Raw genomic sequence first — 25,017 nt, forward strand, 5'->3', positions numbered from 1 at the left:
TTGTGTCAGGAATCCGGGTCGGGCGGCGACTCGACGGCCGGACCGCGTTTCACTCTCACCCGGGCGACACGCCGCCCGTCCAGCTCGGTCACGGTGAGCTCGAACCCGGGGATCTCCACGGTCTCGCCCACGTCGGGGACGTGGCCGAGCATCGCCATGACGAAGCCGCCGAGCGTCTCGTACGGCCCGTCGGGCAGCTTGATGCCGGTCTCGGCGGCGAAGTCGTTGAGGTTGGTCAGGCCGTCGATCTCGATCTCGCCGGCCGGGAGGACCACGGTGTCGTCCTCGATGTCGTACTCATCCCTGATGTCGCCGATGAGCTCCTCGACCAGGTCCTCCAGGGTGACGATGCCGGCCGTGCCGCCGTACTCGTCGATCACGATGGCCAGGTGATGGCCCTCGTCGCGCATCTCCGACAGCGTGGTGAGGACGCGCTTGGAGGCGGGCACGTACTTGACCGGCCTGATCGGGACGAGCTCGCTGATCGGCTCCACGCGGCCGGTCAGCACCGGGTCCAGCAGGTCGCGGACGTGGACGAACCCGATGACCTCGTCGTACGACTCGCGGTAGACCGGGAAGCGCGAGTGGGGCATGCCGGCGGCGAGCACGGCCGCCTCGGCCAGCGGCGTGTCGGCCTCCATGAACTCCACCTCGGTCCGGGGCAGCATCACCTCGCGCACCTGGCGCTTGCCCGCGGCGAACACCTCGGCGATGAGGTGGCGCTCGTCGGCGGTCAGGTCCGTGTGGCCGACGACCATGTCGCGCAGCTCCTCGGTGGTGACCTCCTCCCGGTCGGCCTGCGGGTTGCCGCCGAGCAGCTTCACCACGCCGTCCGTGGACTTCGACAGCGCCCAGATGACCGGCCGCGACAGGGTGGCGATCGAGTCGAGGAAGGGCGCGACGAACAGCGACAGGCCCTCGGCCCGCTGCAGGGCCAGGCGCTTGGGGGCCAGCTCGCCGAGCACCAGCGACACGTACGAGATGGCCAGCGTGACGAGCACCAGCGCGAGCACCGGGGCGACGGCGGGCGGCACGCCCCAGCCCCTGAGGACCGGCACGAGCTGCATGCCGAGCCGGTCGGCGCCGAACGCGGCCGAGAGCATGGTGGCCACGGTCACGCCGATCTGCACGGCCGACAGGAAGCGGTTGGGGTCGCGGGCCAGCTTGGCAACCCGCTCGCCGCGGCGGCCCCGGTCGGCGAGCTTGCGCACCTGGCTCTCGCGCAGGCTGACCATCGCCATCTCCGCGGCCGCGAAGAAGCCGCCCACGAGAATGAAGACCAGGACGAGGGCGATGTTCGCGACGACGGTGTCAAACATGGTGGTTGGCAGCGTACTCAACGCCTTTGGGGCGTATGCTGAACGGCAAGCCGTACATAATCAAACATATTCGCACAGGAGTAGACATCATGAGGCTTCTGGTCACAGGGGGCGCGGGGTACATCGGAAGCGTCGTGGCGGCCCAGCTCGTCGAGGCGGGGCACGAGGTGACGGTGCTGGACGACCTCTCGACCGGCCACGCGGACGCGGTGCCGGAGGGCGCCCGGTTCGTCGAGGGCTCGATCACCGAGGCGGGCGACGCGCTGGCCGGCGTGGAGGCGGTGCTGCACTTCGCGGCCAGGTCGCTGGTGGGCGAGTCGGTGGAGAAGCCCGGGCTGTACTGGTCGCACAACCTCGGCGGCACGCTGGCGCTGCTGGAGGCCATGCACGAGCGGGGTGTGCGCCGCATCGTGTTCTCCTCCACGGCCGCCACGTACGGCGAGCCGGAGCGCTCCCCCATCGTGGAGAGCGACCCCACCCGCCCGACCAACCCGTACGGGGCCTCCAAGCTGGCCGTCGACACGGCGCTCACCGCCTACGCGGGCCTGCGCGGGCTCGGCGCGGTCAGCCTGCGCTACTTCAACGTGGCCGGCGCCTACGGCCGCCTCCGCGAGCGGCACACGGTCGAGACCCACCTCATCCCGAACGTGCTCAAGGTCGCCACCGGCGAGCGCGAGTCGGTGAGTGTGTTCGGCACCGACTACCCGACGGCCGACGGCACCTGCGTGCGCGACTACATCCACGTGAGCGACCTGGCCCGCGCCCACCTGCTGGCGCTCGACGCCGTCACCGAGGGACAGCACAAGATCTACAACCTGGGCAACGGCACCGGGTTCTCCGTGCAGGAGGTGATCTCGGTCTGCCGCGAGGTCACCGGCCACGACATCCCCGCCGTCGTCGGGCCGCGCCGGGCCGGCGACCCGGCCGTGCTCGTGGCGTCGTCGGAGAAGATCCAGCGCGAGCTGGGCTGGAAGGCCGAGCGGGCGTCCATCCGCGACATCGTCGCCGACGCCTGGGACGCGCTTTCCGGCGAATGACGCATGAGGCCATGCGATATGTGCTGTGATACCGAAATGTGAGGAGCTTTTCCCCATGGGTCACGAAGCTGCTCTTCGGCGCCACCGTGGTGCTCGGCAGCGTCGCGGCCGCCGCCGGAGTCGTGTTCGCCACGGCCTCATCAGCTCCCTCTGCCCCCTCGGGGTCACCCTGCCCCGGATCGGGTGAGGCGAACACCCCCGCTCCCGTCACCTCGGCCGCCCAGCCGTAGGCCGTCGCGTACGGGTGGGCGCACAGCGGGATCCACAGCACAGCGGGGTCCGCGGCACAGCGGGGTCCGCGCAAAACGAAGCGCGCGCCCCGCGGACGGGACGCGCGCCTGCTTTCAGCCGAGAGGAGCTCTCAGATGAGGCCGAGGGACTTGACCGCGTCGCGCTCGTCGGCGAGCTCGGCCACGCTGGCGTCGATGCGCTCACGCGAGAACGCGTCGATCTCCAGGCCCTGGATGATCTCGAACCGGCCGCCGGTCGCGCGGACCGGGAAGGACGAGATGAGGCCCTCGGGCACGCCGTAGGAGCCGTCGGAGACGACCGCGGCCGAGGTCCACTCGGTGCCGTTGACCCAGTCGTGGACGTGGTCGATCGCGGCGTTGGCGGCCGAGGCGGCGCTGGACGCGCCCCGCGCCTCGATGATCGCGGCGCCGCGCTTGGCGACGGTCGGGATGAAGGTCTCGCGCAGCCACTCGGAGTCGACCTGCTCGGCGGCGACCTTGCCGCCCACCTCGGCGTGGAACAGGTCGGGGTACTGCGTGGCCGAGTGGTTGCCCCAGATCGTCATGTGCTTGATCTCGGCGACCGGCACCTGGAGCTTGGCGGCGAGCTGGGAGAGCGCGCGGTTGTGGTCGAGGCGGGTCATCGCGGTGAACCGCTCGGCCGGCACGTCGGGGGCGTGCTGCTGCGCGATCAGCGCGTTGGTGTTGGCCGGGTTGCCGACGACGAGGACCTTGATGTCGTCGGCGGCGTGGTCGTTGATCGCCTTGCCCTGCGGGCCGAAGATGCCGCCGTTGGCGCCGAGCAGGTCGCCGCGCTCCATGCCGGCCTTGCGCGGCATGGCGCCGACCAGCAGGGCGACGTTGGCGCCGGCGAACGCCACGTTGGGGTCGTCGGTGATCTCGATGCCGGACAGCAGCGGGAACGCGCAGTCGTCGAGCTCCATCGCGGTGCCCTCGGCCGCCTTCACGGCCTGCGGGACCTCCAGCAGGCTCAGCTTGACCGGCACGTCCGCGCCCAGCAGCTGGCCCGACGCGATGCGGAACAGCAGCGCGTAGCCGATCTGACCGGCGGCTCCGGTGACGGTGACCTTGACGGGCGTGGCCATGGCCTTCCCCTAACTCGCAGGACGAATCATTGACTTTGGGATGCTACCCGCTCGTCACCCGCAGGCTTCCATCGCGGGCGCCTTCAGCTCCAAGGTGAAGTCGACCTTGGCGAAATACCTGGTCAACAGCTCCTTCATGACACCCATCTGGTAGAAGTCGGCGATCACCCCCTTGACCGCCTCGCAGGTCCGCACGTCGCCTCCCCGGATGCCGACGGCGTAGCGCTCGTTGCTCAGCTTCGCGCCGATGATCTTGTAGCGGAGGGGCTCGCGGCCGGCGAACCCGGCGAGGATGAGGTCGTCGCCGGGCACCGCGTCGACGCGGCCGCTGCGCAGCTTGTCCATGCACTCGGCGTAGTTGCCGGCCCGGACCGGCTCCACGTCCACGAGTGCCTGCACCTTGCCGACCGAGGGGCTGTTGACCGCGCAGATCTTGCGGCCCTTCAGGTCCTCGATCTTCTCGATGCCGGTGCCGTCGGGCACCAGCACGTCCTGGTGGGCCAGGTAGTACGGGCCGGCGAACTCCACGCCGCTCTTGTCGATGGAGTACGTGGCGAGCACGAGGTCGACGGAGCCGTCGGCCAGCATGTCGTCGCGGTTGCCGACGCTGACCCGGACGAACGAGGTGTCCTTCGCGCCGAGCTCGGCGGCGATCCGCTTGCCCAGCTCGACGTCGAACCCCTCATAGCCGCCGTCGCGCTGCAGACCGATGCCGGGCAGATCGCCCTTCACGCCGATGACGAGCTTGCCGGTGCTCGCGACCTTGTCGACGACGCTGTCGAACGCGCTCGTCGACGGGGTCGTCGAGCCGATCGCGCCCTGGCCGAAGATGCGCCGCGGCCAGTCGTTGGCGACGGCGACGGCGGCCACCACGACGGCGAGCACGGCGGCCAGGATGATCCACCGCACCTTGCGGCGGCGGCCACGGCCGCCGAGCTGGGTGGGGGGCGTGGGCGGCACGCCGGTGTGCCCGGCGGACGGCTGGTGCTCGGCCCCCCGAACCTCCGCGGGCTGCTGGTGCTCGGCCCCTTGGAACGCGGCAGGAGCCTGGTGCTCGGCTCCCTGGAACGCCGCAGGAGGCTGGTGCTCGGCCCCCTGGAAGGCCGCGGGCTGCCGGTCGGCGGGCGCCTGCTGCCCGGCGGGCAGGAGCAGCCCCGCGAGCGCCTGTCGGCCGTCCTGCGCGGGGCGGCCGGCGCGATGGTCGTGGTCGGCGCGATGGTCGTGGCCGGTCCGGTGGTCGTGGCCGGTCCGGTGGTCGTGGTCGGCGACTCCCGGCGGGGCCTCGGAGGGCAGGGCGGAGGAGCGGATGAGCGAGGTCTCGGCGTCGGGGTCGTCGGAGTCGTACCCGAACCCGCCGCCGGTGGGCGTGGAGGCCCCTCCGGTCTGGCCGGGCGCGCCGGTGTGCCCGGCCGTGCCCTGACGCGCGCCGGGCGTGCCGGTGAGAACCCCGGACGTCCCCCCGCCGTGCGTCTGGGGGGCACCGGGCGCGGACTGACCGCCGCCGGTGGTGGTGCGCGGCGCGCCGGGAGGGGCGAGGGTGGACGAGACCCGCAGGAACGGCGTGGTGTCGTCGCTGGCCACCTGGACGCCGCGGGTGAGCACCGCCGTCGAGGCCCCGGACGTCTCCGGCTGGCCGAGCAGCCGCAGCAGGATCTGGTCGGCCGAGGGCCGCTCCTCGGGCGACTTGGCCAGCGCGGAGCGCACCACGCCGCGCAGCGGCTCCGGCATCATGCTCACGTCGACCTCGTGGTTGAGGATCCGGTTGAGCACGACGGCGATCGAGTTGCCCTCGAAGGCGGCCTTGCCGGAGGCCGCGAAGGCGATGGTCGCGCCCCACGCGAACACGTCGGTGTAGGGCCCCACGTCGTCGCCGGCGATCTGCTCGGGCGCCATGTAGGCGGGGGTGCCGATGGCCCGGCTGGTGATGGTCCCGGTCGAGTCGATGATGCGGGCGATGCCGAAGTCCACCACGCGCGGCCCGTCGGCCGCGATGAGCACGTTGTCGGGCTTGAAGTCGCGGTGGATGATCGAGGCGTGGTGGATGGCGGTCAGCGCGGTCGCGGTGCCGATGGCCAGCCGGTCGAGGACCGTGCCACGCAGCGGCCCGTCGGTGTCGACGATGTCGCGCAGGGCGCGCCCGTCGATGTACTCGCTCGCGATGTACGGCGTGTCGCCGTCGAGATCGGCCTCGATGACCCGGGCGGTGCAGAACGACGCCACCCGCTTGGCGGCCTTGAGCTCCCTGGCGAAGCGGGAGCGCGCGATCTGGTCACCGCTGAACTTGACGTGCAGGAGCTTGATGGCGGCACGCTCCCCCTGCTCGTCGACGCCCAGGTAGACGATGCCCTGACCGCCCTCCCCGATCCGTCCGGTGAGCCGGAACGACCCCACCTCGCCGGGGTCGCCGGTCACCAGCGGCGAGATCTGCGGCATTCGTCTTCCCCACATTGTACTTATGACCCGATGAGGCAAACTTTACGACGCGCGGGAAGTCCTCAGGGAGGCGTTAACCGTTCTTGACTGCTCCCCCGCCCGAAAGCGGGTGATTCCTGGCTCACGCTGCCCGGCTGTCCGGCGGACGGTCGGGTCTTACGCGGTCAGCACCAGCCGGGGCCAGACCAGCCCGGACAAGCATCACGCGGGCGGAGTTCTTGTCCCTCGGGGACAGTGCTCCGCACGTGGTGCAGGTGTAGGTGCGCTCCGACAGCGGCAGCGCGTGCTTGGTTCTCGCTCCGCACCGCGCGCAGTCCATCGTGGTGTGCGCCGGATGCACCAAGCGCACGTCGCGGCCGTGCTTGCGCGCCATGGTGACCAGCCCGGCCTTGGCCGCGCCGATGGCCGCGTCTGCGGCCTTGCGCGCCATGCTCGTCTTGGCCAGGAACCTCGGCCGGAAGTCCTCCACCGCCAGCACGTCATGGTCGCGCACGACCTTCTTGGCCCACTTCCGCGCCGCGTCCTGCCGCTGCCGGGCCACCTTCCGGTGCGCCTGGGCGGCCTGCCGCCTGGCCGTGCGGTAGCCCTGGGACGCGGGCTGGCCGGGCCGAGGTTTGCGGCGGGCCATCATCCGCTGGTAGCGGGCAAGCCGTTCGGCCGCCTTTCGGCCGTGCCCGGCGTGCACGAGGTCGTGATCATCGCTGGTGGTGGTCGCGACCTGCGCCACACCCCAGTCGATCCCGATCACCCGGCCGGTCGCGGGTAACGGCTCCACCCGCGCCGCCACGACGAACGAGCAGTACCAATGCCCGAGACTGTCAAGGTAGACGCGCACCGACGACGGATCGGCGGGCAACTGCCGCGACCACACCACTGTCAGTACGATCCCGCCCGCCAGATGCAGGCGGCCATCCTTGAGCCGAAACCCGCGCCGGCTGTAGTTCAAGCTCGGCCGGGCCAGGTCCTTCTTCTTGAACCGGGGCATCCCCGCCCGCCGCTTGAGTGGCAGCCGGGCCTTGATGTCCCTCAGGGCCTTGGTCCGGGAGCGGGCGAAGTCACGGATGATCTGCTGCTGCGGCACCGACGCCCCGCCGGCCAGCCACTCATGCTCGGCCCGCCAGCCGGTCAGCAGCTTGTCCAGCCTCGCCGGACCACACTCCAGCCTTGCTTGGTGCGCGGCGCGGGAGGTGGCCACGCACTGGTTCCACACCCAGCGACACCGATCCCACTCCGCCAGCAGTCCGGCACACGCCGCAGACGACAGACGCAGCCGGTATGTGTAGCGGGCACACCCGTCGTGCCCGCCCACAGTCACTGCCACCGCCACGATCGCCAACCTACACAGCAGGACCGACAACTTTAACCGCGTTGCCGCATCACCGGTCACCACGGACCAGGAGGCCGAATTGTCCTGGCGACTATCCGGCTTTCCTAGTAGCCCTGGGCGCAGGAATCCGATTCCTCCCAATTCGAAGAACTCCGTTGCCCAATATGCGAATCACGTGGTTAGTTTTAGGTCGAGGCGCGTGAATTGTCCCCAAGCCACTCAACCGTTCCACAAGCAGTTCGAAGACCTGCCACCCGGCCGAGCAGGCTGGTAAAGGACCTGCCGGCGACCCGCTCACCGCCCCATCCAACGACACGCGGCTCGTCATCGACCACGTCCGCTAGCTTGGCCGCGGGGACAGGAACATCGGCTACCGGCGCGTCAGTACGGCAGGGCGCGGGTCTTGTACGTGGTGCGCAGGAACGGGTCCTTGAACTTGGGGAACGCCACCGTCGTCACGTCGCCGTCCGAGGTGTAGCGCATGTCCGGGTTGCTCTTCAACCAGTCGAGCCACGCCGTGGAGCAGAACTGGGCGCAGTCGCCCTTCTTGTCCATGGCCCTGATGCGCGGGATGCCGAGCGGGTCGAACGAGCGGCTGAACGGTGACGCCGCCGGGGTGTAGCCGGCCAGGAAGACGCCGCTGTGGTCGTAGGACACGTTCCCGAGCTTGCCGCGGGCGGCCCACTCCTTGTGGCTCGGCTGGTTGCCGTACGGCAGGGCCAGCGTGACCGGCTTGACGCTGGTGAGGGCGCCGATCTGCTGGGCGATCGAGCCGATCTGCTCCTCGACCTCCTGCTTCGACTTGCCGCGCAGGTTGACGTGGTCGCGCGTGTGGTTGCCGATGTCGAAGCCGTTCTGCTTGAGCCACAGCAGCGTCTCGGCCTGCTCCTCAGGCACGGTCTTGCCGAACATGTCGCGCGTCACGTAGAACGTCGCGACCGGCCGGAACCCGGGGTGCCTGGCCGCCACCTCGCGCAGGATGGCGACGGCCGTCTCCGGCTTGGGCACGCCCACCTCGTCCAGGGTGAGCTGCGACGGCGAGGAGTCGTCGAAGGTGAGCACGACCGGGTGCGCACCCGCGGGGATGTCCATCTTGCCGGTGACGAACTCGGCCGCGGTGACCGGCACGTAGCCGTCCTTGGCCAGCCGTTCGAGGTCGGCGCGGAACTGCTCGGGGGTCCTGTCGTCGGTGGTCGTCGGGTTCCTGATGACGCGGTGGAACATGAGCACCGGCACCTGGCCGAGCTCGTTCGCCTTGACCTTGGCCGCGGCCGCGAGCTTGGCCGCGCGGGTCTGCTTGGTCTGGGCCGCCGTGTCGGCCTTGCCGGTGCCGGACTTGGGCGCGGGATCACTGCCGCAGCCCGCGAGCACGACCACCGCGGCCAGGCCCACCCCGATCGAGACACGCAGTCGCATCCGAACCCCCCGAGACAGGTACGACTCCTTTGGGAGGCTCCTACCCCGGTGATCAACTACGCCACGCCCGCCGAAGTCCCAAGAGATGGCCCGGAACAGCGAAAAGGGCCGCCCTGAGGCGGCCCTTCCCCCAACGCGACGATCAAGCCATCTTCTTCTTGAGGTTCTCGTCCAGCGCGGCCAGGAAGTCCTGGGTGGTCAGCCACTCGGCGTCGCCGCCGACCAGCAGCGCGAGGTCCTTGGTCATCTGACCGCCCTCGACGGTCTCGACGCAGACCTGCTCCAGCGTGTTGGCGAACTCGGTCACCGCGGGGGTGTTGTCGAGCTTGCCGCGGTGGGCCAGGCCGCGCGTCCACGCGAAGATCGAGGCGATCGGGTTGGTGGAGGTCGGCTTGCCCTGCTGGTGCTGGCGGTAGTGCCGGGTCACCGTGCCGTGGGCGGCCTCGGCCTCGACGGTGCGGCCGTCGGGCGTCATCAGGACGGAGGTCATCAGGCCGAGCGAGCCGAAGCCCTGCGCGACGGTGTCGGACTGGACGTCGCCGTCGTAGTTCTTGCACGCCCAGACGTAGCCGCCCTCCCACTTCAGGGCCGCGGCGACCATGTCGTCGATCAGGCGGTGCTCGTAGATCAGGCCGGCCTTCTCGAAGTCGGCCTTGAACTCGTTCTCGTAGACCTCGGCGAAGATGTCCTTGAAGCGGCCGTCGTACGCCTTGAGGATCGTGTTCTTCGTCGACAGGTAGACCGGGTAGTTGCGGGCCAGGCCGTACCGCATGGACGCGCGCGCGAAGTCGCGGATCGACTCGTCCAGGTTGTACATCGCCAGGGCGACACCCGGGCCGGGGAAGTCGTAGACGTCCAGCTCGATCGGCTCGGAGCCGTCCTTCGGGGTGAAGGTCAGGGTCAGCGAGCCCTCGCCGGGGATCTTCAGGTCGGTCGCGCGGTACTGGTCGCCGAACGCGTGACGGCCGACCACGATGGGCTTGGTCCAGCCCGGTACGAGGCGCGGCACGTTCGACATGATGATCGGCTCACGGAAGATGACGCCGCCGAGGATGTTGCGGATCGTGCCGTTCGGCGACCGCCACATCTTCTTCAGGCCGAACTCCTCCACCCGCGCCTCGTCGGGGGTGATCGTGGCGCACTTCACGCCCACGCCGTACTGCTTGATGGCGTTGGCGGCGTCGATCGTGACCTGGTCGTCCGTGGCGTCGCGGTGTTCGATGCCGAGGTCGTAGTACTTCAGGTCGACGTCGAGGTAGGGAAGGATCAGCTGTTCCTTGATGAACTGCCAGATGATCCTGGTCATCTCGTCGCCGTCAAGCTCGACGACCGGACCCTCCACCTTGATCTTGGGCATGCGAATGGTTCCCCTTCAATGAATTGATGCGTCGAGGCTATCGGACCGCCGAGTCAGCGTGCGAAAAGGGACATGATGAGGGCTTTGAGCTCGTTGTTCCCCAGCAACAGGGAGGTCAGCACGAGCATGAAGCCGAACACGCCCAGCGTGACGACATCCGTCTTCTTGCTGCGCACGGCGAGCTGGCCGCCGTACCCCGCGAAGCGCAGGGCGGCGGCCACCATCACCGCGCCGCCCAGCGTGAACCCGCCCCACCGCGGGTCCACCAGCAGGGTCACGGCGACGGCCGCGACCGCACCCGCCAGGATCAGCGGGTACGGCCCCCAACTCTCATCCGATGGAGTCACCTTTCCTCGATCGGCTTCCACTTCTGGTCCCGTTCTCCGATGTACTCGCTGTCGGGACGGATCAGGCGGTTGTCGGCGTGCTGCTCGATCACGTGGGCCGTCCAGCCCGCCATGCGGCTGATCGAGAAGACCGGCGTGAACAGATCCGTCGGGATGCCGAGGTAGTGGTAGACCGTCGCGGCGTAGAAGTCGACGTTCGGGTAGAGGCCCTTCTCCTCGAGGACGACCTCCTCCATCTCCTTGGACATCCGGTAGTACGTGTCGTCGCCCGCCGCCTCCGCCAGCTCCTGCGACATGCGGCGCAGGTGCGTGGCCCGCGGGTCCTCCGTCTTGTAGACCCGGTGGCCGAAGCCCATGATCTTCTCGTGCGCGGCCAGCTTCTCCCTGACCGAGCGCGCCACGTCGTCCGGCGACAGCGACTCCAGGGTCTTCATGACCTGCTCGTTCGCGCCGCCGTGCAGCGGGCCCTTGAGCGTGCCGATGGCGGCCACGATCGCGGAGTGCATGTCGGACAGCGTGGCGGCGCACACCCGGGCGGCGAACGTGGAGGCGTTCATCGTGTGGTCGGCGTGCAGCACCAGGCAGGCGTCGAAGATCTCCACCTGGCGCGCCCCGGGCTCGCGGCCCGTGACCTGGAGCAGGAAGTTGCCCGCGATGCTCAGCTCCGGGTTCGGCTCCGGCGGGGTGCCCCCGGTCCGGGCCGCGTGGTAGCCGGCCACGAGCAGCGGCTGCTGCGCGGTCAGACGGGCGGCCTTGCGCAGGTTCGCGTCCGGGGCGATCGAGTCACGGTCGGGATCGTCCGCGGCGGACAGCGAGACGAGGCTGCGCAGGGCCTCCATCGGTTTCTGCTTCTCGGCGATCTCGGCGATGTTCGCCGCGGCGAGCGCTCCGAGCTCGCGGCCACGCGCCAGCTCTTCCCCGAAGGCGTCTAGCTCCTCCCGGTTGGGCAGCTTGCCCCGCTGGAGCAGATGGGCGGTCTCTTCGAACGTCGCTCTGCCTGCCAGGTCGTGGATGTCGTATCCCCGGTAGAACAGGCGACCGGCCTTACCGTCGATGTCGCTCAGCGCCGTGGACGCGGCTACGACGTCGGCCAGGCCTTTCGTGGGCTTGTCCGCCATGAGTGTTTCCTCCGGTTATCTTCGGTGGAAGTCTACCCGTGAGCAGGCAAAACCGTCCGCGAAGGTCCAGACCAATTTCACGTGTCATTCTCCTTATGGCAAAGGCGATTCCCCATCCCCTCGTTTGGGTAAGCCGGAGCTGTAGTAAGAGTTACGGCGGGCTACCTGGGGAGGAACTGCCGTGGAGGGGCCGTTCATACGCATCGAGGACACCGGCGAGGTGGTCCCGTTGCGCCCCGAGATCACGACGGTCGGAAGGGGCCGCGGTGTCGACATCCGGCTGACCGACCCCAGCGTGTCTCGGCTCCATGCCGAGTTCGTCAGGCGAGGACCCTACCTGTACGTCGTTGATCTGGGCCTGTCCCGCAACGGCACGCGGGTGAATGGCAGGCCGATCGCCCGGAGGGTCCTTGACGACGGCGACGTCGTCTCCTTCGGCGCGGCGCGCGGCCGCATCGGCGGGGTCCCCCGCGAGGACTTCACCCCGGAGGTCGAGCTGCGCAGGGCGGCGGCGCCGGAGCTGACCAGGCGCGAGGTGGACGTGCTGACCTCGCTCTGCCGGCCGGCGCTGTCCGACGAGGCGTTCGTGGCCCCGGCGACGGCCCGTGAGATCGCCGACGACCTGGTCGTGACGGAGGCCGCGGTCAAGCAGCACCTGCTGCGGCTGTACCAGAAGTTCCGCATCCCGGAGGGCACCAACCGGCGCACCCGGCTGGCCAACGAGGTGGTGGCGCTGGGCCTGGTCCGGCCGACCCCCGTGGTGCCGCCGCAGCGCACGGGCACCCCGGCCGACCAGCCGTCCGCGGCGGGCCGCCGGGCCTCGTAGGTCACTCCTCGCCGGCCGTCCCTCGTACGGACGGCTACGCGAAGCGGATCGCCACCGGCGCCTCGGCGAGGGGCGCCGGCAGCGCCAGCGGATCGGAGCCCGGCGTCAGCGTGCCCAACACCCGCGCCCCCGTGGCGCCGGTGCAGCTCGGCACGGTGGCGGGCAGGCCGTGCGCGGTCAGCCAGCCGAACAGCGAGAAGGCGATGGCCTCCTTGGCGCCGGCGGGCACGCCGAGCTCGTCGCTGGTGAGCAGCCGGGTGTCCGGCACGCGGGCGCGCAGCATGCCCATGAGCGTGGGGTTGCGGACGCCGCCGCCCGACACGATCACCGTGTCGAGCCGGTGCCGGCGGATCTCGGCCGCCACGGTCTCGGCGGTCAGCGCCGTCAGCGTGGCCACCAGGTCGGGGAGCGGCAGGTCGGCCTTGACGTAGCCGGGAGCGAACAACTCTTTACCCGTGGACTTCGGCGGTCGCTCGGCGTAGTACGGTTCGGCCAGCAGCTCCGCCAGCAGTGCCTCGTCCACCGTGCCGGCCGCGCCGAGCGCCCCGTCCTCGTCGTACGGCGGGGCGGCGGCGTCGATGAGCGCGCACGCCGGCCCGGTGTCGTAGGCGATCGCGGGCTCGCGCACGGTCAGGTTGGCGATGCCGCCCAGGTTGAGCGCGCCGGAACGGCCCGGCAGCCCGGCCATGAGCAGCAGGTCCAGGTACGACACGAGCGGCGCGCCCTGCCCGCCGGCCGCGACGTCGCGGGCCCGGACGTCCGAGACGACCGGCAGGCCGGTGCGCTCGGCGATCCAGGCGGGCTGGCCGAGCTGGAGCGTGCCCCTGACCCGGCCGTCCTCGACCCAGTGGAAGAGCGTCTGCCCGTGCGAGCAGATCAGCTCGGCCCGCGGCACGCGCTCCGCCGCCTCGGCGAACGCCTGGCCGATGAGGGTGTCGAGCGCGCACACCTCGCCCATGTCCACCCGGTTCGGTGGCAGGGCGGCCACGATGCGGGCCCTCAGCCCGGCCTCGTACGGCTCCTCACCGGTGTGCTCGACCACGCCGGTGAGGACGCCGTCGCTCAGCGACCAGTCCACGACGGCGCTGTCGATGCCGTCGTGCGAGGTGCCGGAGATGAGGCCCAGAACCCGCATCGCGCTCCTTGCCCGTGCTAGATGACCACGAAGCCGTTGCTGGGCTTGCTGGTCCGGTTGACCCGGTCCACGGCGACCACGTGGTAGTGGTCTCCCCGCTTGCCCTCGGGGTCGAGCCAGCGCACCTGCCGGTCGCCGGGGACGACGGCCACGAGGTTGCGGGCGTCGTCGAACGCGGCCTGGCCGGGCTTGCCGGAGAAGCGGAAGATCGCGAACAGGAACGGCTCGTCGCGCCCGGTCGCGACCGCGCGCACCTCGACGCCGCCGGAGCGGCGCAGCGCGTAGGCGAGCACGGGCCGGTGCGGCGGCTCACCGCCGGCCAGGCGCGGCACGACCGGCGCGAGCGCGGGACGCGTGTAGTGGTTGTTGACCGCCGTGCTGATCGAGCCGATGCGGTCGACGCGCACGTCGTTGGCGTTGTACCAGATGTCGCCGGACACCTGCGGGTGCGCGCGGTTGAGCGTGAGGTGGTCGGACAGCTCCGCGGGGTCCTGCCAGTCGGCCACCTGCGCCGGGTCGCCGGCCTTGTAGGCGGCCTGGCCGATCCACAGCAGCGTGTCGGTGCCGTTGGCCACGTCGGACCACCACGGGACGAGCTTGGAGTAGTCGGCGGGCGGCTGACCCATGTACCAGTAGAGCTGCGGCGCGATGTAGTCCAGCCAGCCCTTCTTCACCCAGCCGCGGGTGTCGGCGTGCAGGCCGTCGTACGACTGGCCGCCGCTCGTGTCGGAGCCGAGCGGGTCGCTGGCCTTGTTGCGCCAGATGCCCGACGGGCTGATGCCCCAGGCGACCTCCGGCTTGGCCTCGCGTACGCGCTGCTGCATCTCCGAGACCATGAGGTCGACGTTGTGCCGCCGCCAGGTGGCCAGGTCGGGGAAGCCGGCGCCGTACTGGGCGAAGGCGGCGCTGTCGTCGAAGGCCGTGGTGTTGGTCGGGTAGAAGTAGTCGTCGAAGTGCAGGCCGTCGATGTCGTAGCGGGTGAGCGCGTCGAGCATGGCGTCCTGGCAGAACTTCCGGACCTCCGGCAGGCCGGGGTTGTAGTAGAGCTTGCCGCCGAACGGCAGGATCCAGTCGGGGTGCTTGCGGCCGGGGTGGTCCGGGTGCAGCTTGGACGGGTCGGTCTGCATCGACACCCGGTACGGGTTGAACCAGGCGTGGAAGGCCAGGCCGCGCTTGTGGGCCTCGGCCACGGCGAAGCCGAGCGGGTCGTAGCCGGGGTCCTGCCCCTGCACACCGGTCAGCCAGTGCGACCACGGCTCGAACGGCGACGGCCAGAACGCGTCGGCGGTCGGCCTGATCTGCACGAACACCGAGTTGAGCCTGCGCTGCACGGCCAGGTCGGCCCAGGCGATGAACTCGGCCTTCTGCTCGTCGGCGGACAGCCCCTGCTTCGAGGGCCAGTTGATGTTGGCCACCGACGCGATCCACATGCCGCGCATCTGGTGCAGCGGCGGGACGTACGCGGCCCCCTCGGCGGTGGGGCTGGTGGTCGGGTCGGCGTAGGCGGGCAGTGGCACCGTGGACGTGGCGGCGGCGAGGGCGAGACCTTTGAGGACTGTCCTTCTGCTCGGCATGGGGGGTGGCCTCTCGGAAGCGGTTGTGTCGAGGGCGACGATGACAGAAAATTACCTTCAGTTCAATAATCGTGAAGGAAAATGCCGCGCACGCCTGCCCCGGCGTCACCGGTGACATCATCGTCCCCCACAGCCGCCTGGTCACGGGACCGGCGAAGGAGGTCCCATGACCACTGACCTGTACGGGCTCGCGTACGCCGTGCTGCAACCCGGCTACGACGGCGTGGAGGTTCCCGACTGGATGCGCCGGGCGCTGGGCGAGGGCCTCGGCGGCGTGGTGCTGTTCGCCCGCAACCGGCCGGACGCCGAGGTGGTGCGCCGCCTGCGCGCCGAGAACCCCGCCGTCGTCGTGGCCGTGGACGAGGAGGGCGGCGCGGTGACCCGGCTGGAGGTCGAGCGGGGCAGCTCGTTCCCCGGCAACCGCGCCCTCGGCGTCGTGGACGACGTGGAGCTGACCGAGCGGGTCGGCCGCCAGATCGGGCGGATGCTGGCCGAGGCCGACATCACGCTCGACTACGCGCCCTCGGCCGACGTCAACGCCAACCCCGCCAACCCCGTCATCGGCGTCCGCTCGTTCGGCCCCGAGCCGGACCTGGTCGCCCGGCACACGGCCGCGTACGTGCGGGGCGTGCAGGGCGCCGGGGTCGCGGCCTGCGCCAAGCACTTCCCGGGGCACGGCGACACCATCACCGACTCGCACCTCGACCTGCCCACCGTGCACGTCACGCGCGAGACGCTGGCCGAGCGCGACCTGCCGCCGTTCCGCGCCGCCGTCGAGGCCGGCGTCCGGTCGATCATGTGCGGTCACCTGCTCGTCCCCGCCCTGGACCCCGACGCGCCCGCGACGCTCAGCCGGACGATCCTGACCGGGCTCCTCAGGGACGAGCTCGGCTTCGACGGGATGCTCGTCACGGACGCCATCGAGATGCGGGCGGTCGCCGCGCTGCACTCCCCCGGCGAGATCGCGGTGCGCGCGCTCGCGGCCGGCGCCGACGCCGTCTGCGCCGGCCTGGTCACCGAGGACGGCCTGGCCGAGCTGCGCTCCGCCGTCGTGGCGGCGGTCCGGGACGGCGTCCTGCCGGAGGAGCGCCTGGCCGAGGCGGCGTCGCGGGTGCGCGCGGTCTCCCGCTGGTACGCCGAGCAGGCGGCGGCCCGCGAGAAGGCCGTCGCCGACGCCGACCCCGGCGTGGGCCTGGAGGCGGCCAGGGCGGCCCTGACCACGACCGGCACGGCCCGGCTCACCCGTTCGCCGCTCGTCGTGGAGGTCAACACGCGGCTCAGCCAGGCCGTGGACCCGTCCATGCCGACGGGCCTCACGGCGGCGCTGGCCGAGCTGCTGCCGGGGACCGAGCGGGTGCGCATGACCGACGGGGGCGAGCTGCCGCCGTTCGACGAGCGGCCCGTCGTGCTCGCCGTCCACGACGCGGCCCGGCACGCGTGGGTGCGGGAACGGGTGGAGCAGGCCGTACGGGCGCGGCCGGACACGATCGTGGTGGACACCGGCATCGCCGGGCCGCCCCAGGGCGCGGCGCACGTCGCCACGCACGGCATCTCCCGCGTGTCGGCGCGCGCGGCGGCCGAATGGCTGACCCGATGACCGACCGCCTCGCCGGTGGACCCGACGGCCTCGCCATCGGCCCCGACCGCCCCGCCAGTGGGACTGACCACCCCACCGGTGGGACTGACCGCCCCGCCGGTGGGTCCGTGGACGGGGCGGGGGCGGGGGCGGGGACCGGGGTTGCCCGTCCGAGCCGGGCCGCCCTGCCTCCCGAGCCCGCCAACCCCGCCGCCGCCGTCCGCGCCGTGCTCCCCTCCCTCACCCCGGCGGCGCGGGCCATCGCCCGCATCATCCTCGACGACCCCGAGCTGGTGGTGCGCAGCACGATCACCGAGTTCAGCTCGGTGTCCGGCACGAGCGAGGCGACGATCGTCCGCACGGCCCGGGTGCTCGGCTACAGCGGCTACTCCCAGTTGCGGTTCGCGCTGGCGGCGGCCGTGGCGGTCGCCAAGGAGCCCGAACGCCTCGTACCGGGCGACCTCGGCCCCGAGGACCCGCTCACCGACGTGATCGCCAAGGTCGCGCGGGCCGAGTCGGAGGCGCTGGCGGACACGGCCGCGCAGCTCGACCCCGAACAGCTCGGCGAGGTGGTCACGGCCATCGCCGCCGCCCGCCGCGTGGACGTCTACGGGGTCGGCGCGTCGGGCCTGGTGGCGGCGGACATGTCGCAGAAGCTGCTGCGGATCGGCCTGTCGAGCCACCCGTTCGCGGACGCCCACCTGGCGCTGACCAGCGCCGCCCTGCTCAAGGAGGGCGACGTGGCGGTGGCCATCAGCTGCAGCGGGGAGACGCCCGACGTGCTCGTCCCGGCCCGCACGGCCGCCGAGGCCGGCGCCATGGTCGTGGGCATCACCAACAACCCGCGCTCGACGCTGGCGGGCCTGGCCCACCACACGATGGTGTCGGCGGGACGGGAGACCGCCTACCGGCCGGGGGCGCTGGCCAGCCGCATCAGCCAGCTCCTGATCGTGGACTGCGTGTTCGTCGGGCTCGCCCAGCGCACGTACGACACGGCGGACGCCGCCATCCGTGCCACCCGCGAGGCCACGGAGCGCTACCGCCTCCGCTGACGCCCGCACGAGCACGGTCCTCACGGGGGGCACTTCGCGCGGAGCGGCGCTCGGGCAGCGCCCCTGTGTGGGGGCCTACCGCCCCCCGGTCCTGGCTGACTCGGTGAGGACGTCCTTGGCGAGGACGGACAGGCGCTTGCCGGGAGAACGGGAGGTGGGGTGCTGCACGGCGTACCACCGGAACGTCCATGGCGGTGTGCCCGTGGGCAGGTCGCCCGGGCGCGGGGACCGGAGCACGGCGCGGTCAGTGGGAGTCCGGTCTGGGGATGCGGACGCCGGCGGCGCGGAGCTTGGTCTCGACGAGCGCGACCCCCTGGGCCGCGGCCGATCCCTGCTCCTCGCCGTGAAGGGAGATCAGCTTGTACCGGGTCGCGGCCTCGGTGCGGGCTTGCAGACCGGTCACGATCTTCAGGTGTTCGGGGTTGGCGAGGAAGTGGTCGGCCATGGCGGCGGCGAGCTCGGCGATGCGCGGGTCGTCCGGTTCCCAGGCCGCGGCTTCGGCGCCGCGCTTGATCAAGGCGACGAACCGGGGGTCTTCGAGGGCGTGCTCGACATGGGTGAGGTAGTCGTCGAAGCCCTCGGGGACCAGGGCCGTGGCCAGCACCCAGCCCTCCCTGGTGGCCGCCACCTCCTCCGCGGGGAAGCCGAGACCGGACAGCCGCTCCAGCAGCGCCACCGCGCGGTCGGGCAGCAGGGCCCGGTCGCCGTCGGCGAGCCGGTGCAGCGTGTCACGTCGCGCGATCAACTCCTCGATGCGCTCGGTGAGCTGCCGCTCGACGTCGGCGAGCGCGGCGGCGAACCGCTCGGCGTCGGCGTCCAGCAGGGGCCCGATCTCGGCCAGCGGCACCCCGGCGGCGGCCAGCGTCCGGGTCTGCACCAGCCGCAACAGCTCGGCCGATCCGTACCGCCGGTAGCCGGAGCTGTCGCGCTCCGGCTCCTCGACCAGCCCGAGCTTGTGGTAGTGCCGCACCGTCTTCACCGTGACACCGACGAATGCCGCCGCCTGCCCGATCGTGACTCCGTTCCTCATCTGCTCAGCCTGCCTTATCTGCTCAGCCTGCCTTGTCTTCGAGCCCGCCCCGCGTTCAGGGCTGAGCCGGACCGGCCTGCCCGCCGCCGAACACCTCGTCGACGAGCCTCTGCTGGGCGCTCTGGAACGCCGTCGCGATGGACAGGTCGGCGTCGTCCACACAGTTCAGTGCGGCGGTCAGGGTCCTGCTGCCGTCGGGGGTGCTGTACATCAGCGTGGCGTAGCCGGCCATGCCGCCGTTGTGGGTGATGACGGTGCCGCCGCCGGCGGTCTTCTGCACGAACACGCCCAGGCCGTAGCCGACCTTGGTCTCGGGCGTGCACATCTCGGCCAGCAGCGGGGCCGGCAGCAGCTCGCCGCCCATCAGCGCGGAGATGAACGTGTGCAGGTCGCGCGTGGTCGAGATCATGTCACCGCCGGTGGAGACCCAGGAGGGGTTGTGGCGGGTGATGTCGACCGTCCTGGTCCGGCCGTCCTCCTCGTGACGGTAGTAGGCGTGGGCGTGCGGCGCGGGGATCTCCGGCGAGGCGTCCGGCACCACGGTGCCCGACAGGCCGAGCGGCTCCAGGATCAGCCGCCGCATCTCCTCGGCGAAGGACCGGCCGGTGACCTTCTCGATCAGCAGCCTGACCAGCACGTAGTTGGTGTTGGAATAGCTCCAGTCCGTCCCCGGCTCGAACCGCGCCGGCCTGGACAGCGCCAGCCGTACCAGCGCCTCGGGCCGGTAGGCGTGGAAACGGTCGTCCAGCCACTCCTTCCCCAGGGGGCCGTAGGGCATGGGGATCCCCGGCGCGAGCGTCCCGTCGTCCTGGACCTCGCCGGTGAAGTTGAACAGCCCGCTGGTGTGCTGCAGCAGCATCCGCACCGTGATCTGCTCGTCCAGGCCGAACTCGGGCAGGTGGTCGGCCACCGGGGCGTCCAGCTCGATCCTGCCCTCGGCCACCAGGCGCAGCACCAGCGCCGCGGTGAAGGTCTTGGTGTTGCTGCCGATCCGGGCGTGCCCGTCGATCGGCGGCTTCGCGGTGCCGCCCAGCTCGGCCACCCCGGCGCTGGCGGCCCACTCGCCCCGCTCGTCGTGCACCCGCAGCGTGATCCCGGTGAAACCGGAGCCGACGATCTCCTCGATCGCCTTCCGCAGCTCCGGGCGATCCTGCCCGGCCGCGGCCTCCGGCACGGCCCCGCCGTCCGCGGTGGCCGCCTCGGCGGCGTCGAGGGCCGCGGTGATCTTGCGGGCCATCTCGGCCATGGTGGGGCTCGGCTCACCCTGACGGGTCCGGGCGGCGGCGTCGACGGCGACGAGGACGGTGCCGCGGAAGTTGCCGGCCTCGGCCGGGTCCCGCTCCTTCAGCAGGCTCATGGCTGCCGTCAGGGCCGGCAGCACCTGGTCGGCGAGCTCGGCGGTGGACGTGCCCTTCAGGTCGACGTCCTTCGCCTTCACGGCGAGCACGTGCCCGACCAGGCCGGTCGCCGACGCCAGGGCGAGGGCGCCGTCGGTGGCGACCCTGTGGGGCCGGCCGGCGGCGCCGGCGGCGGCCATCAGCGAGACCGCGCCGTACGCGGCGGTCCGCAGGGTGCTCTTGTCCTGGTCGGAAAGGGTGAGGGACATGGTGGTCGGCTCCTTCTGATCTGCTGTGTCCGGGGCGACGTCGTGTCGCTGCGGCGAGCTTCCACCCTGACCCGAGGTCAACCTCAACCGTGATCTGGATCACAGTCGCAGCGCGTCGCGTGGGTGGCGAGAACTCGATCCGCCACATCGGGAAAAGACGGACATGACACAAACGCACCCGGCGGACCCAGCTGAGGTGGACACGGCTGAGGTGGACACGGCTGAGGTGGACACAACTGAGGTGGACGCAGCCGAGGTGGACGACGCCGAGCTGATCCGCTGGTCACGGGAAGACCCGGAACGGTTCGCCGGCCTGTTCGACCGCTACATCGAGCGGATCCACCGCTTCGTCGCCAGGCGGCTCGGCACTCAGGCGGCCGACGACATCGCGGCCGAGACGTTCCTGACCGCCTTCCGCAGCCGCGCCTCCTACGACCCCGCCCAGCGGCTCGCCGGCCCCTGGCTCTACGGCATCGCGACCAACCTCATCGCCAAACATCGGCGCGGCGAGGAGCGGTTCCTGCGGGCCCTGAGCCGTACCGGCGCGAACCCGCTGTCCGAGCCGCCGATGGCCGACACGGTCGTCGGCCGCGTGGCCGCGCAGGAGGTGGACCGCCGGCTCGCGGGGGCGCTGGCGTCCATGTCCTCCGCCGACCGCGACGTGCTGCTGCTGGTGGCGTGGGGCGAACTGACGTACGAGGAGGTCGCGGCGGTGCTCAAGGTGCCGATCGGGACGGTCCGCTCACGTCTCCACCGAGCGCGCAAGAAGGCACGGGTCGCCCTCGGGGGCGACGATCCGACACGAGAGGTCGCATGATGGACGAGATCAAGCAGTTCCTCGGGACCACCCCGGTGATCACCCGCGAGGCGAAGGACGCGGCACGCGCCCAGCTCATGCGGGCGATGCGCGAACCGCTCCCCCGGCCGGCGAGGCGGCGCACGTTCCGCATCCCGCGCCTGGCCTGGCGGTTCGGGATCGCCACCGTGGCGGCCTCGGCCCTGCTCGTCGGCTACGGCATGGTACGCGGCGACGACCGCTCGACCGCGTACGCCGACGTCAGGGAGCTCGGCGAGCGGGCCGCCAAGGCGGCCGAACGCGACCACGACGAGGCCTACACGAGAACCCCCTCTCCGGGGCAGTGGCTGTACGTGAAGGAGTCGCTCGCCCCGCTGATCGCCGAGCCCCGGCCCGAGGTGGATCTCGACAAGCGCGAGACCCTGGAGCTCTGGTACAGCCTGGACGGCGAGCGACTGGCGATGGACGACGGCACGGGTAAGATCATCATCGAGAAGGTGGGCACCGGTCTCAAGGGCGCCGACCTGGCGCAGGAGCCCGTCACGCCCGACGCGGTGCTCGCCAAGGTCAGGGCGTCCGTCGCCGCGACTCCCGCCTCTCCGTTCGAGATGGGGATGCCCGAGCAGGAGCGCGCGTTCCAGACGATCAGCACGCTCATGGGCGGGCAGCCGCTCACCCCGCAGGTCCGCGCGGCGCTGTTCCGGGCCCTGCCGAAGATCGACGGTGTCTCGGTCAAGCAGGACGCCGTGGACGCCGCGGGCCGCCACGGCGTCGCCTTCGCCTACACCGGGGTGCGGGAACGTTTTGAGATCATCGTCGGCGCCGAGGACTACCGCTTCCTCGGCGTCTACGGCGAGAACGTCGCCGACCACCCGTTCCCCGGCGAGGGCGGACCGGCCGCTCCGCCCGAGGTCATGAAGTTGGCCGGGACCGTCAAGGCGGGCGCCCCCCTGGTGTGGTCCGCGCACCTGGAGACGAAGGTCGTCGACAAGCCGGGGACCCGTCCCCAGCAGTAGGCACCCGCGGGGAGCGCGCGGGCGGTGATCCCGGTAGGTAGGGTCGATCGCAGGGCCGGGAGAAGGGCTGGTGACGCGGTGGCCGACTCCGACGGACGGGACCTCCGGTTGCGCGGCTACTGGGACCGCCAGGCCGTGACCTATGACCGGCGGATGGCGTTCGCCGAGCGCCGTTTCTTCGGCGACACCCGCGAGTGGCTCTGCCGCCAGGCCGCCGGCGAGGTGCTGGAGGTCGCGATCGGCACCGGCCTGAACCTCGCGCACTACCCGGACGACGTGCGACTGACCGGCGTCGAGTGGAGCGAGGCGATGCTCGCGGTGGCCAGGAGCCGCGCCCACTCACTCGGCGTTCCGGCCGACTTGCGGCAGGCCGACGCGCAGGCGCTGCCGTACCCCGGTGCCTGTTTCGACACGGTGGTCTGCACGTTCGCGCTGTGCGCGATCCCGGACGAGTCGCGGGCGCTCGCCGAGATGAACCGCGTGCTGCGGCCGGGCGGCCTGCTCCTGCTGGCCGACCACGTCGCCTCGTCCTCCTGGCCGGTCCGGGTCCTGCAGGCGGCGGCCGACCTGGTGAGCGTTCCGTTGCAGGGCGAGCACTTCCGCCGCCGGCCGCTGCCGCGGGTCACCGCCATGGGGTACGTGGTGGAGCGGCACGACCGGTTCAAGCTCGGCGTGATCGAGCGCTTCGCCGCCCGCAGACCCACCACCTGACGAAGGCTCACGCGTCCGGGTCGAGGGCGGGCCGTGCGGACAGGCGGTCCAGCCATTCCGTCAGCAGTCGCTGTTCGGCGCGGCTGAGGACGCTCTGGTCGGGCAGCGCGGCGCGCAGGGCGCGTGCGGCGCCGGCCGGGCCCTGTTCGCGCACGGCCGGTTCCTGGGTGGTGACGGTGATGATCATCGCTTCGCGCAGTTCGAGGAGGAGTGCGGGGTCGCGCTGGGACTCGGGCAGGGACAGCCAGGTCAGGACGGCGCCGCGGGCGGTGGCGTGGATGATCTGGGCCGCGAGGCCCTCCTCGACGCGCAGCCGGCCCGCGACGGCCAGGCGGCGGATGCGCTCCATGAGGAGTTGGAGGCCGGCCCGGAAAGCGGTGGTGGACCTGGCGGGTTCGGCGTACATCAGCGCGTACAGCGCGGGGTTGGCCAGTCCGAACTCGACCGCGATGTCCCAGCCGACGCGTAGTTCCTTGATCGGGTCCTGCGGGTCGGGGTCGATGTGCTTGGCGGCCAGGAACCGGGTGAAGCCGTGTTCGGCCACAGCGTCCAGCAGCCCCTCCTTGTCGCCGAACAGCCGGTAGAGGGCCGGTGGCTGCAGACCGGCGGCGTCGGCGACCGCGCGGGTGGTGATCGCGTCGCGGCCCCCCCGTTCCAGCAGGTCGATCGCGACGTCGATGATCCGGCGGCGGGTCTGCTCGCGCGCCGTGGCACTGGGCCCTGCGGCGTCTGGATCAACCGGCATCCACCAATGATAACGCGATCCGGATACCGGGGTTATTATCGATGTTATCGAACACTGGTTAACGTCGTTATTATCGATGCGTCCACCAGAAGCACCAGTGCGAGGAGCATCGTCATGCCCGACCGTCTGCGGATCATCGGAGTGGAAGAGACCGTCGTCGTACCCGCCGTCCTCGAGGCGTACCAGCGGGCGGGATCGCCGCGGATCCCCGCCCGCGGCTTCGGCGACAGCCCGATCGCCAGGAACCTCCGCGAGGTCGGTGAGCAGCGGCTGGCCCACATGGACGACCAGGGCATCGACGTCGCCGTGCTGTCCCTGTCGTCGCCGGGCGTGCAGGACCTGCCGGAGGCCGACGCGATCACGGTGGCCCGTGAGGCCAACGACCAACTCGCGGAGATCGTCGCCTCCCGCCCCGACCGTTTCCAGGCGTTCGCCGCGATCCCCACCCAGTCGCCGGCCGCGGCCGCGGCCGAGCTGGAGCGCGCGGTGCGCGAGCTGGGCTTCCCCGGAGCCATGCTGTACGGCCGCACCGGGGACAAACTGGCCGACCACCCGGACAACGACGAGGTGTACGCCACCGCGCAGCGGCTCGGCGTGCCGCTGCACTTCCACCCGCAGATGCCGGTCCAGCCGGTGATCGACGCCTACTACTCCGGCATCGGCCCGATCGGCACGCCGCTGGCCGGGGCGGCGATCGGCTGGTACTACGACCTGGGCGTGCAGTACCTCCGCATGATCTTCTCGGGGGTCTTCGACCGCTTCCCCGACCTGCAGGTGATCGCCGGGCACTGGGGCGAGGTCGTCCTGTTCTACCTCGACCACACCGGATTCTTCGCCCAGGCCGGCGGCCTTCAGCGACCGCTCGCGGACTACTTCACGCAGAACTTCTGGGTCGCGGGCAGCGGCACCAACAGCCCCCGCTACCTGCGCTGGACCGCCGAGGTCATGGGCACCGACCGGATGCTGTACTCCACCGACTACCCCTTCACCTACGGCTCCCGCCCCGGCGGCTTCCCCTATGTCGACACCAGCAAGGGCGCCGCCCGATCCTTCCTGGAGGACGCGCCCTTCACCGACGAGCAGAAGGCCGACATCGCCCACCGCAACTGGGAACGCCTCACCGCCCGCGCCGAGACGCTGTCCCCCGTGCGAGCTACCCGCGAGTGTCCACCGCACGGGGACGACTCCCGACCGCCGAATCTCTAGCGTTTCCGGCGTAGCGACGGCATCCCGTCGCCAAGTCCCCCAGCCAGGGAGTCG

At 71.3% G+C, this 25,017-nt stretch carries 21 protein-coding genes; 8 read left to right on the plus strand and 13 right to left on the minus strand.

Annotation, left to right across the window (positions count from 1 at the left end):
* Nucleotides 1-5: 5 nt before the first annotated feature.
* The gene (locus HTZ77_RS02445) at nt 6-1,319 is read right to left on the minus strand and encodes a hemolysin family protein (protein WP_175587740.1); all 1,314 of its coding nucleotides are present in this window, start codon (nt 1,317-1,319) and stop codon (nt 6-8) included.
* Nucleotides 1,320-1,408: 89 nt separating this feature from the next.
* Between HTZ77_RS02445 and galE the strand changes: the two genes are divergently transcribed.
* Complete coding sequence (gene galE, locus HTZ77_RS02450) at nt 1,409-2,356, plus strand: UDP-glucose 4-epimerase GalE (RefSeq protein ID WP_175587741.1); 948 nt, start codon at nt 1,409-1,411, stop codon at nt 2,354-2,356.
* 361 nt (nt 2,357-2,717) lie between these two features.
* On the opposite strand, the gene HTZ77_RS02455 is transcribed toward galE, so the two are convergent.
* The 7 genes from HTZ77_RS02455 to HTZ77_RS02485 form a co-directional block, all read right to left on the minus strand.
* On the minus strand, nt 2,718-3,692 hold the full coding sequence (locus HTZ77_RS02455; RefSeq protein ID WP_175587742.1) for a malate dehydrogenase: 975 nt from the start codon (nt 3,690-3,692) through the stop codon (nt 2,718-2,720).
* 54 nt (nt 3,693-3,746) lie between these two features.
* Entirely contained in the window at nt 3,747-6,125 is a 2,379-nt protein-coding gene (locus tag HTZ77_RS02460; protein WP_175587743.1) for a serine/threonine-protein kinase, read from the minus strand.
* A 121-nt stretch (nt 6,126-6,246) separates the two neighbouring features.
* A complete protein-coding gene (locus HTZ77_RS02465) occupies nt 6,247-7,512 on the minus strand; it encodes an RNA-guided endonuclease InsQ/TnpB family protein (RefSeq protein WP_407940469.1) in 1,266 nt (421 codons plus the stop codon).
* Between the two features lie 321 nt (nt 7,513-7,833).
* Nucleotides 7,834-8,868: a polysaccharide deacetylase family protein gene (locus HTZ77_RS02470; RefSeq protein WP_175587744.1), complete on the minus strand. Its 1,035-nt coding sequence runs from the start codon at nt 8,866-8,868 to the stop codon at nt 7,834-7,836.
* Between the two features lie 142 nt (nt 8,869-9,010).
* Nucleotides 9,011-10,225, minus strand: coding sequence for an NADP-dependent isocitrate dehydrogenase (locus HTZ77_RS02475; protein WP_175587745.1), 1,215 nt, complete (start codon nt 10,223-10,225; stop codon nt 9,011-9,013).
* 53 nt (nt 10,226-10,278) lie between these two features.
* Nucleotides 10,279-10,572 carry a DUF3017 domain-containing protein gene (locus HTZ77_RS02480; RefSeq protein ID WP_175587746.1) on the minus strand — a complete coding sequence of 98 codons (294 nt, stop codon included), beginning with the start codon at nt 10,570-10,572 and terminating at the stop codon, nt 10,279-10,281.
* Entirely contained in the window at nt 10,569-11,690 is a 1,122-nt protein-coding gene (locus HTZ77_RS02485) for a citrate/2-methylcitrate synthase (protein WP_175587747.1), read from the minus strand. Before HTZ77_RS02485 ends, HTZ77_RS02480 begins: the two co-directional genes overlap by 4 nt.
* 181 nt (nt 11,691-11,871) lie before the next feature.
* Here HTZ77_RS02485 and HTZ77_RS02490 point away from each other — a divergent pair, with 181 nt between their 5' ends.
* A complete protein-coding gene (locus HTZ77_RS02490; RefSeq protein WP_175587748.1) occupies nt 11,872-12,516 on the plus strand; it encodes an FHA domain-containing protein in 645 nt (214 codons plus the stop codon).
* Nucleotides 12,517-12,550: 34 nt separating this feature from the next.
* Here HTZ77_RS02490 and HTZ77_RS02495 read toward each other — a convergent pair whose 3' ends face one another.
* Both HTZ77_RS02495 and HTZ77_RS02500 read right to left on the minus strand, forming a co-directional pair.
* Nucleotides 12,551-13,651, minus strand: coding sequence for an anhydro-N-acetylmuramic acid kinase (locus tag HTZ77_RS02495; protein WP_175587749.1), 1,101 nt, complete (start codon nt 13,649-13,651; stop codon nt 12,551-12,553).
* A 17-nt stretch (nt 13,652-13,668) separates the two neighbouring features.
* Nucleotides 13,669-15,225 carry a glycoside hydrolase family 10 protein gene (locus HTZ77_RS02500; RefSeq protein ID WP_175587750.1) on the minus strand — a complete coding sequence of 519 codons (1,557 nt, stop codon included), beginning with the start codon at nt 15,223-15,225 and terminating at the stop codon, nt 13,669-13,671.
* A gap of 166 nt (nt 15,226-15,391) precedes the next feature.
* On the opposite strand from HTZ77_RS02500, the gene HTZ77_RS02505 reads away from it, so the two are divergent.
* Both HTZ77_RS02505 and HTZ77_RS02510 read left to right on the plus strand, forming a co-directional pair.
* The gene (locus HTZ77_RS02505; protein ID WP_175587751.1) at nt 15,392-16,822 is read left to right on the plus strand and encodes a glycoside hydrolase family 3 protein; all 1,431 of its coding nucleotides are present in this window, start codon (nt 15,392-15,394) and stop codon (nt 16,820-16,822) included.
* Nucleotides 16,823-16,929: 107 nt separating this feature from the next.
* The gene (locus HTZ77_RS02510; RefSeq protein ID WP_328808375.1) at nt 16,930-17,853 is read left to right on the plus strand and encodes a MurR/RpiR family transcriptional regulator; all 924 of its coding nucleotides are present in this window, start codon (nt 16,930-16,932) and stop codon (nt 17,851-17,853) included.
* A 244-nt stretch (nt 17,854-18,097) separates the two neighbouring features.
* Here the strand turns inward: HTZ77_RS02510 and HTZ77_RS02515 are convergent, their stop codons facing one another.
* Complete coding sequence (locus HTZ77_RS02515; protein WP_175587753.1) at nt 18,098-18,883, minus strand: MerR family transcriptional regulator; 786 nt, start codon at nt 18,881-18,883, stop codon at nt 18,098-18,100.
* 55 nt (nt 18,884-18,938) lie between these two features.
* Nucleotides 18,939-20,489 (minus strand): serine hydrolase domain-containing protein, encoded by a 1,551-nt coding sequence (locus HTZ77_RS02520; protein ID WP_235994130.1) that lies wholly within the window; start codon nt 20,487-20,489, stop codon nt 18,939-18,941.
* 226 nt (nt 20,490-20,715) lie between these two features.
* Here HTZ77_RS02520 and HTZ77_RS02530 point away from each other — a divergent pair, with 226 nt between their 5' ends.
* The 3 genes from HTZ77_RS02530 to HTZ77_RS02540 all read left to right on the plus strand — a co-directional run bounded on the left by HTZ77_RS02530 (nt 20,716) and on the right by HTZ77_RS02540 (nt 23,012).
* Nucleotides 20,716-21,306, plus strand: coding sequence for an RNA polymerase sigma factor (locus HTZ77_RS02530; RefSeq protein ID WP_328808376.1), 591 nt, complete (start codon nt 20,716-20,718; stop codon nt 21,304-21,306).
* The gene (locus HTZ77_RS02535; RefSeq protein ID WP_175587755.1) at nt 21,303-22,301 is read left to right on the plus strand and encodes a CU044_5270 family protein; all 999 of its coding nucleotides are present in this window, start codon (nt 21,303-21,305) and stop codon (nt 22,299-22,301) included. Before HTZ77_RS02530 ends, HTZ77_RS02535 begins: the two co-directional genes overlap by 4 nt.
* Before the next feature lie 78 nt (nt 22,302-22,379).
* Entirely contained in the window at nt 22,380-23,012 is a 633-nt protein-coding gene (locus HTZ77_RS02540) for a class I SAM-dependent methyltransferase (RefSeq protein ID WP_328808377.1), read from the plus strand.
* Between the two features lie 7 nt (nt 23,013-23,019).
* Here HTZ77_RS02540 and HTZ77_RS02545 read toward each other — a convergent pair whose 3' ends face one another.
* Entirely contained in the window at nt 23,020-23,757 is a 738-nt protein-coding gene (locus HTZ77_RS02545; RefSeq protein WP_175587756.1) for a TetR/AcrR family transcriptional regulator, read from the minus strand.
* Nucleotides 23,758-23,871: 114 nt separating this feature from the next.
* Here HTZ77_RS02545 and HTZ77_RS02550 point away from each other — a divergent pair, with 114 nt between their 5' ends.
* A complete protein-coding gene (locus tag HTZ77_RS02550; RefSeq protein WP_235994131.1) occupies nt 23,872-24,963 on the plus strand; it encodes an amidohydrolase family protein in 1,092 nt (363 codons plus the stop codon).
* Nucleotides 24,964-25,017: the final 54 nt, after the last annotated feature.

The sequence above is a fragment of the Nonomuraea montanisoli genome (assembly GCF_013363975.1).
Lineage (GTDB): Bacteria > Actinomycetota > Actinomycetes > Streptosporangiales > Streptosporangiaceae > Nonomuraea > Nonomuraea montanisoli.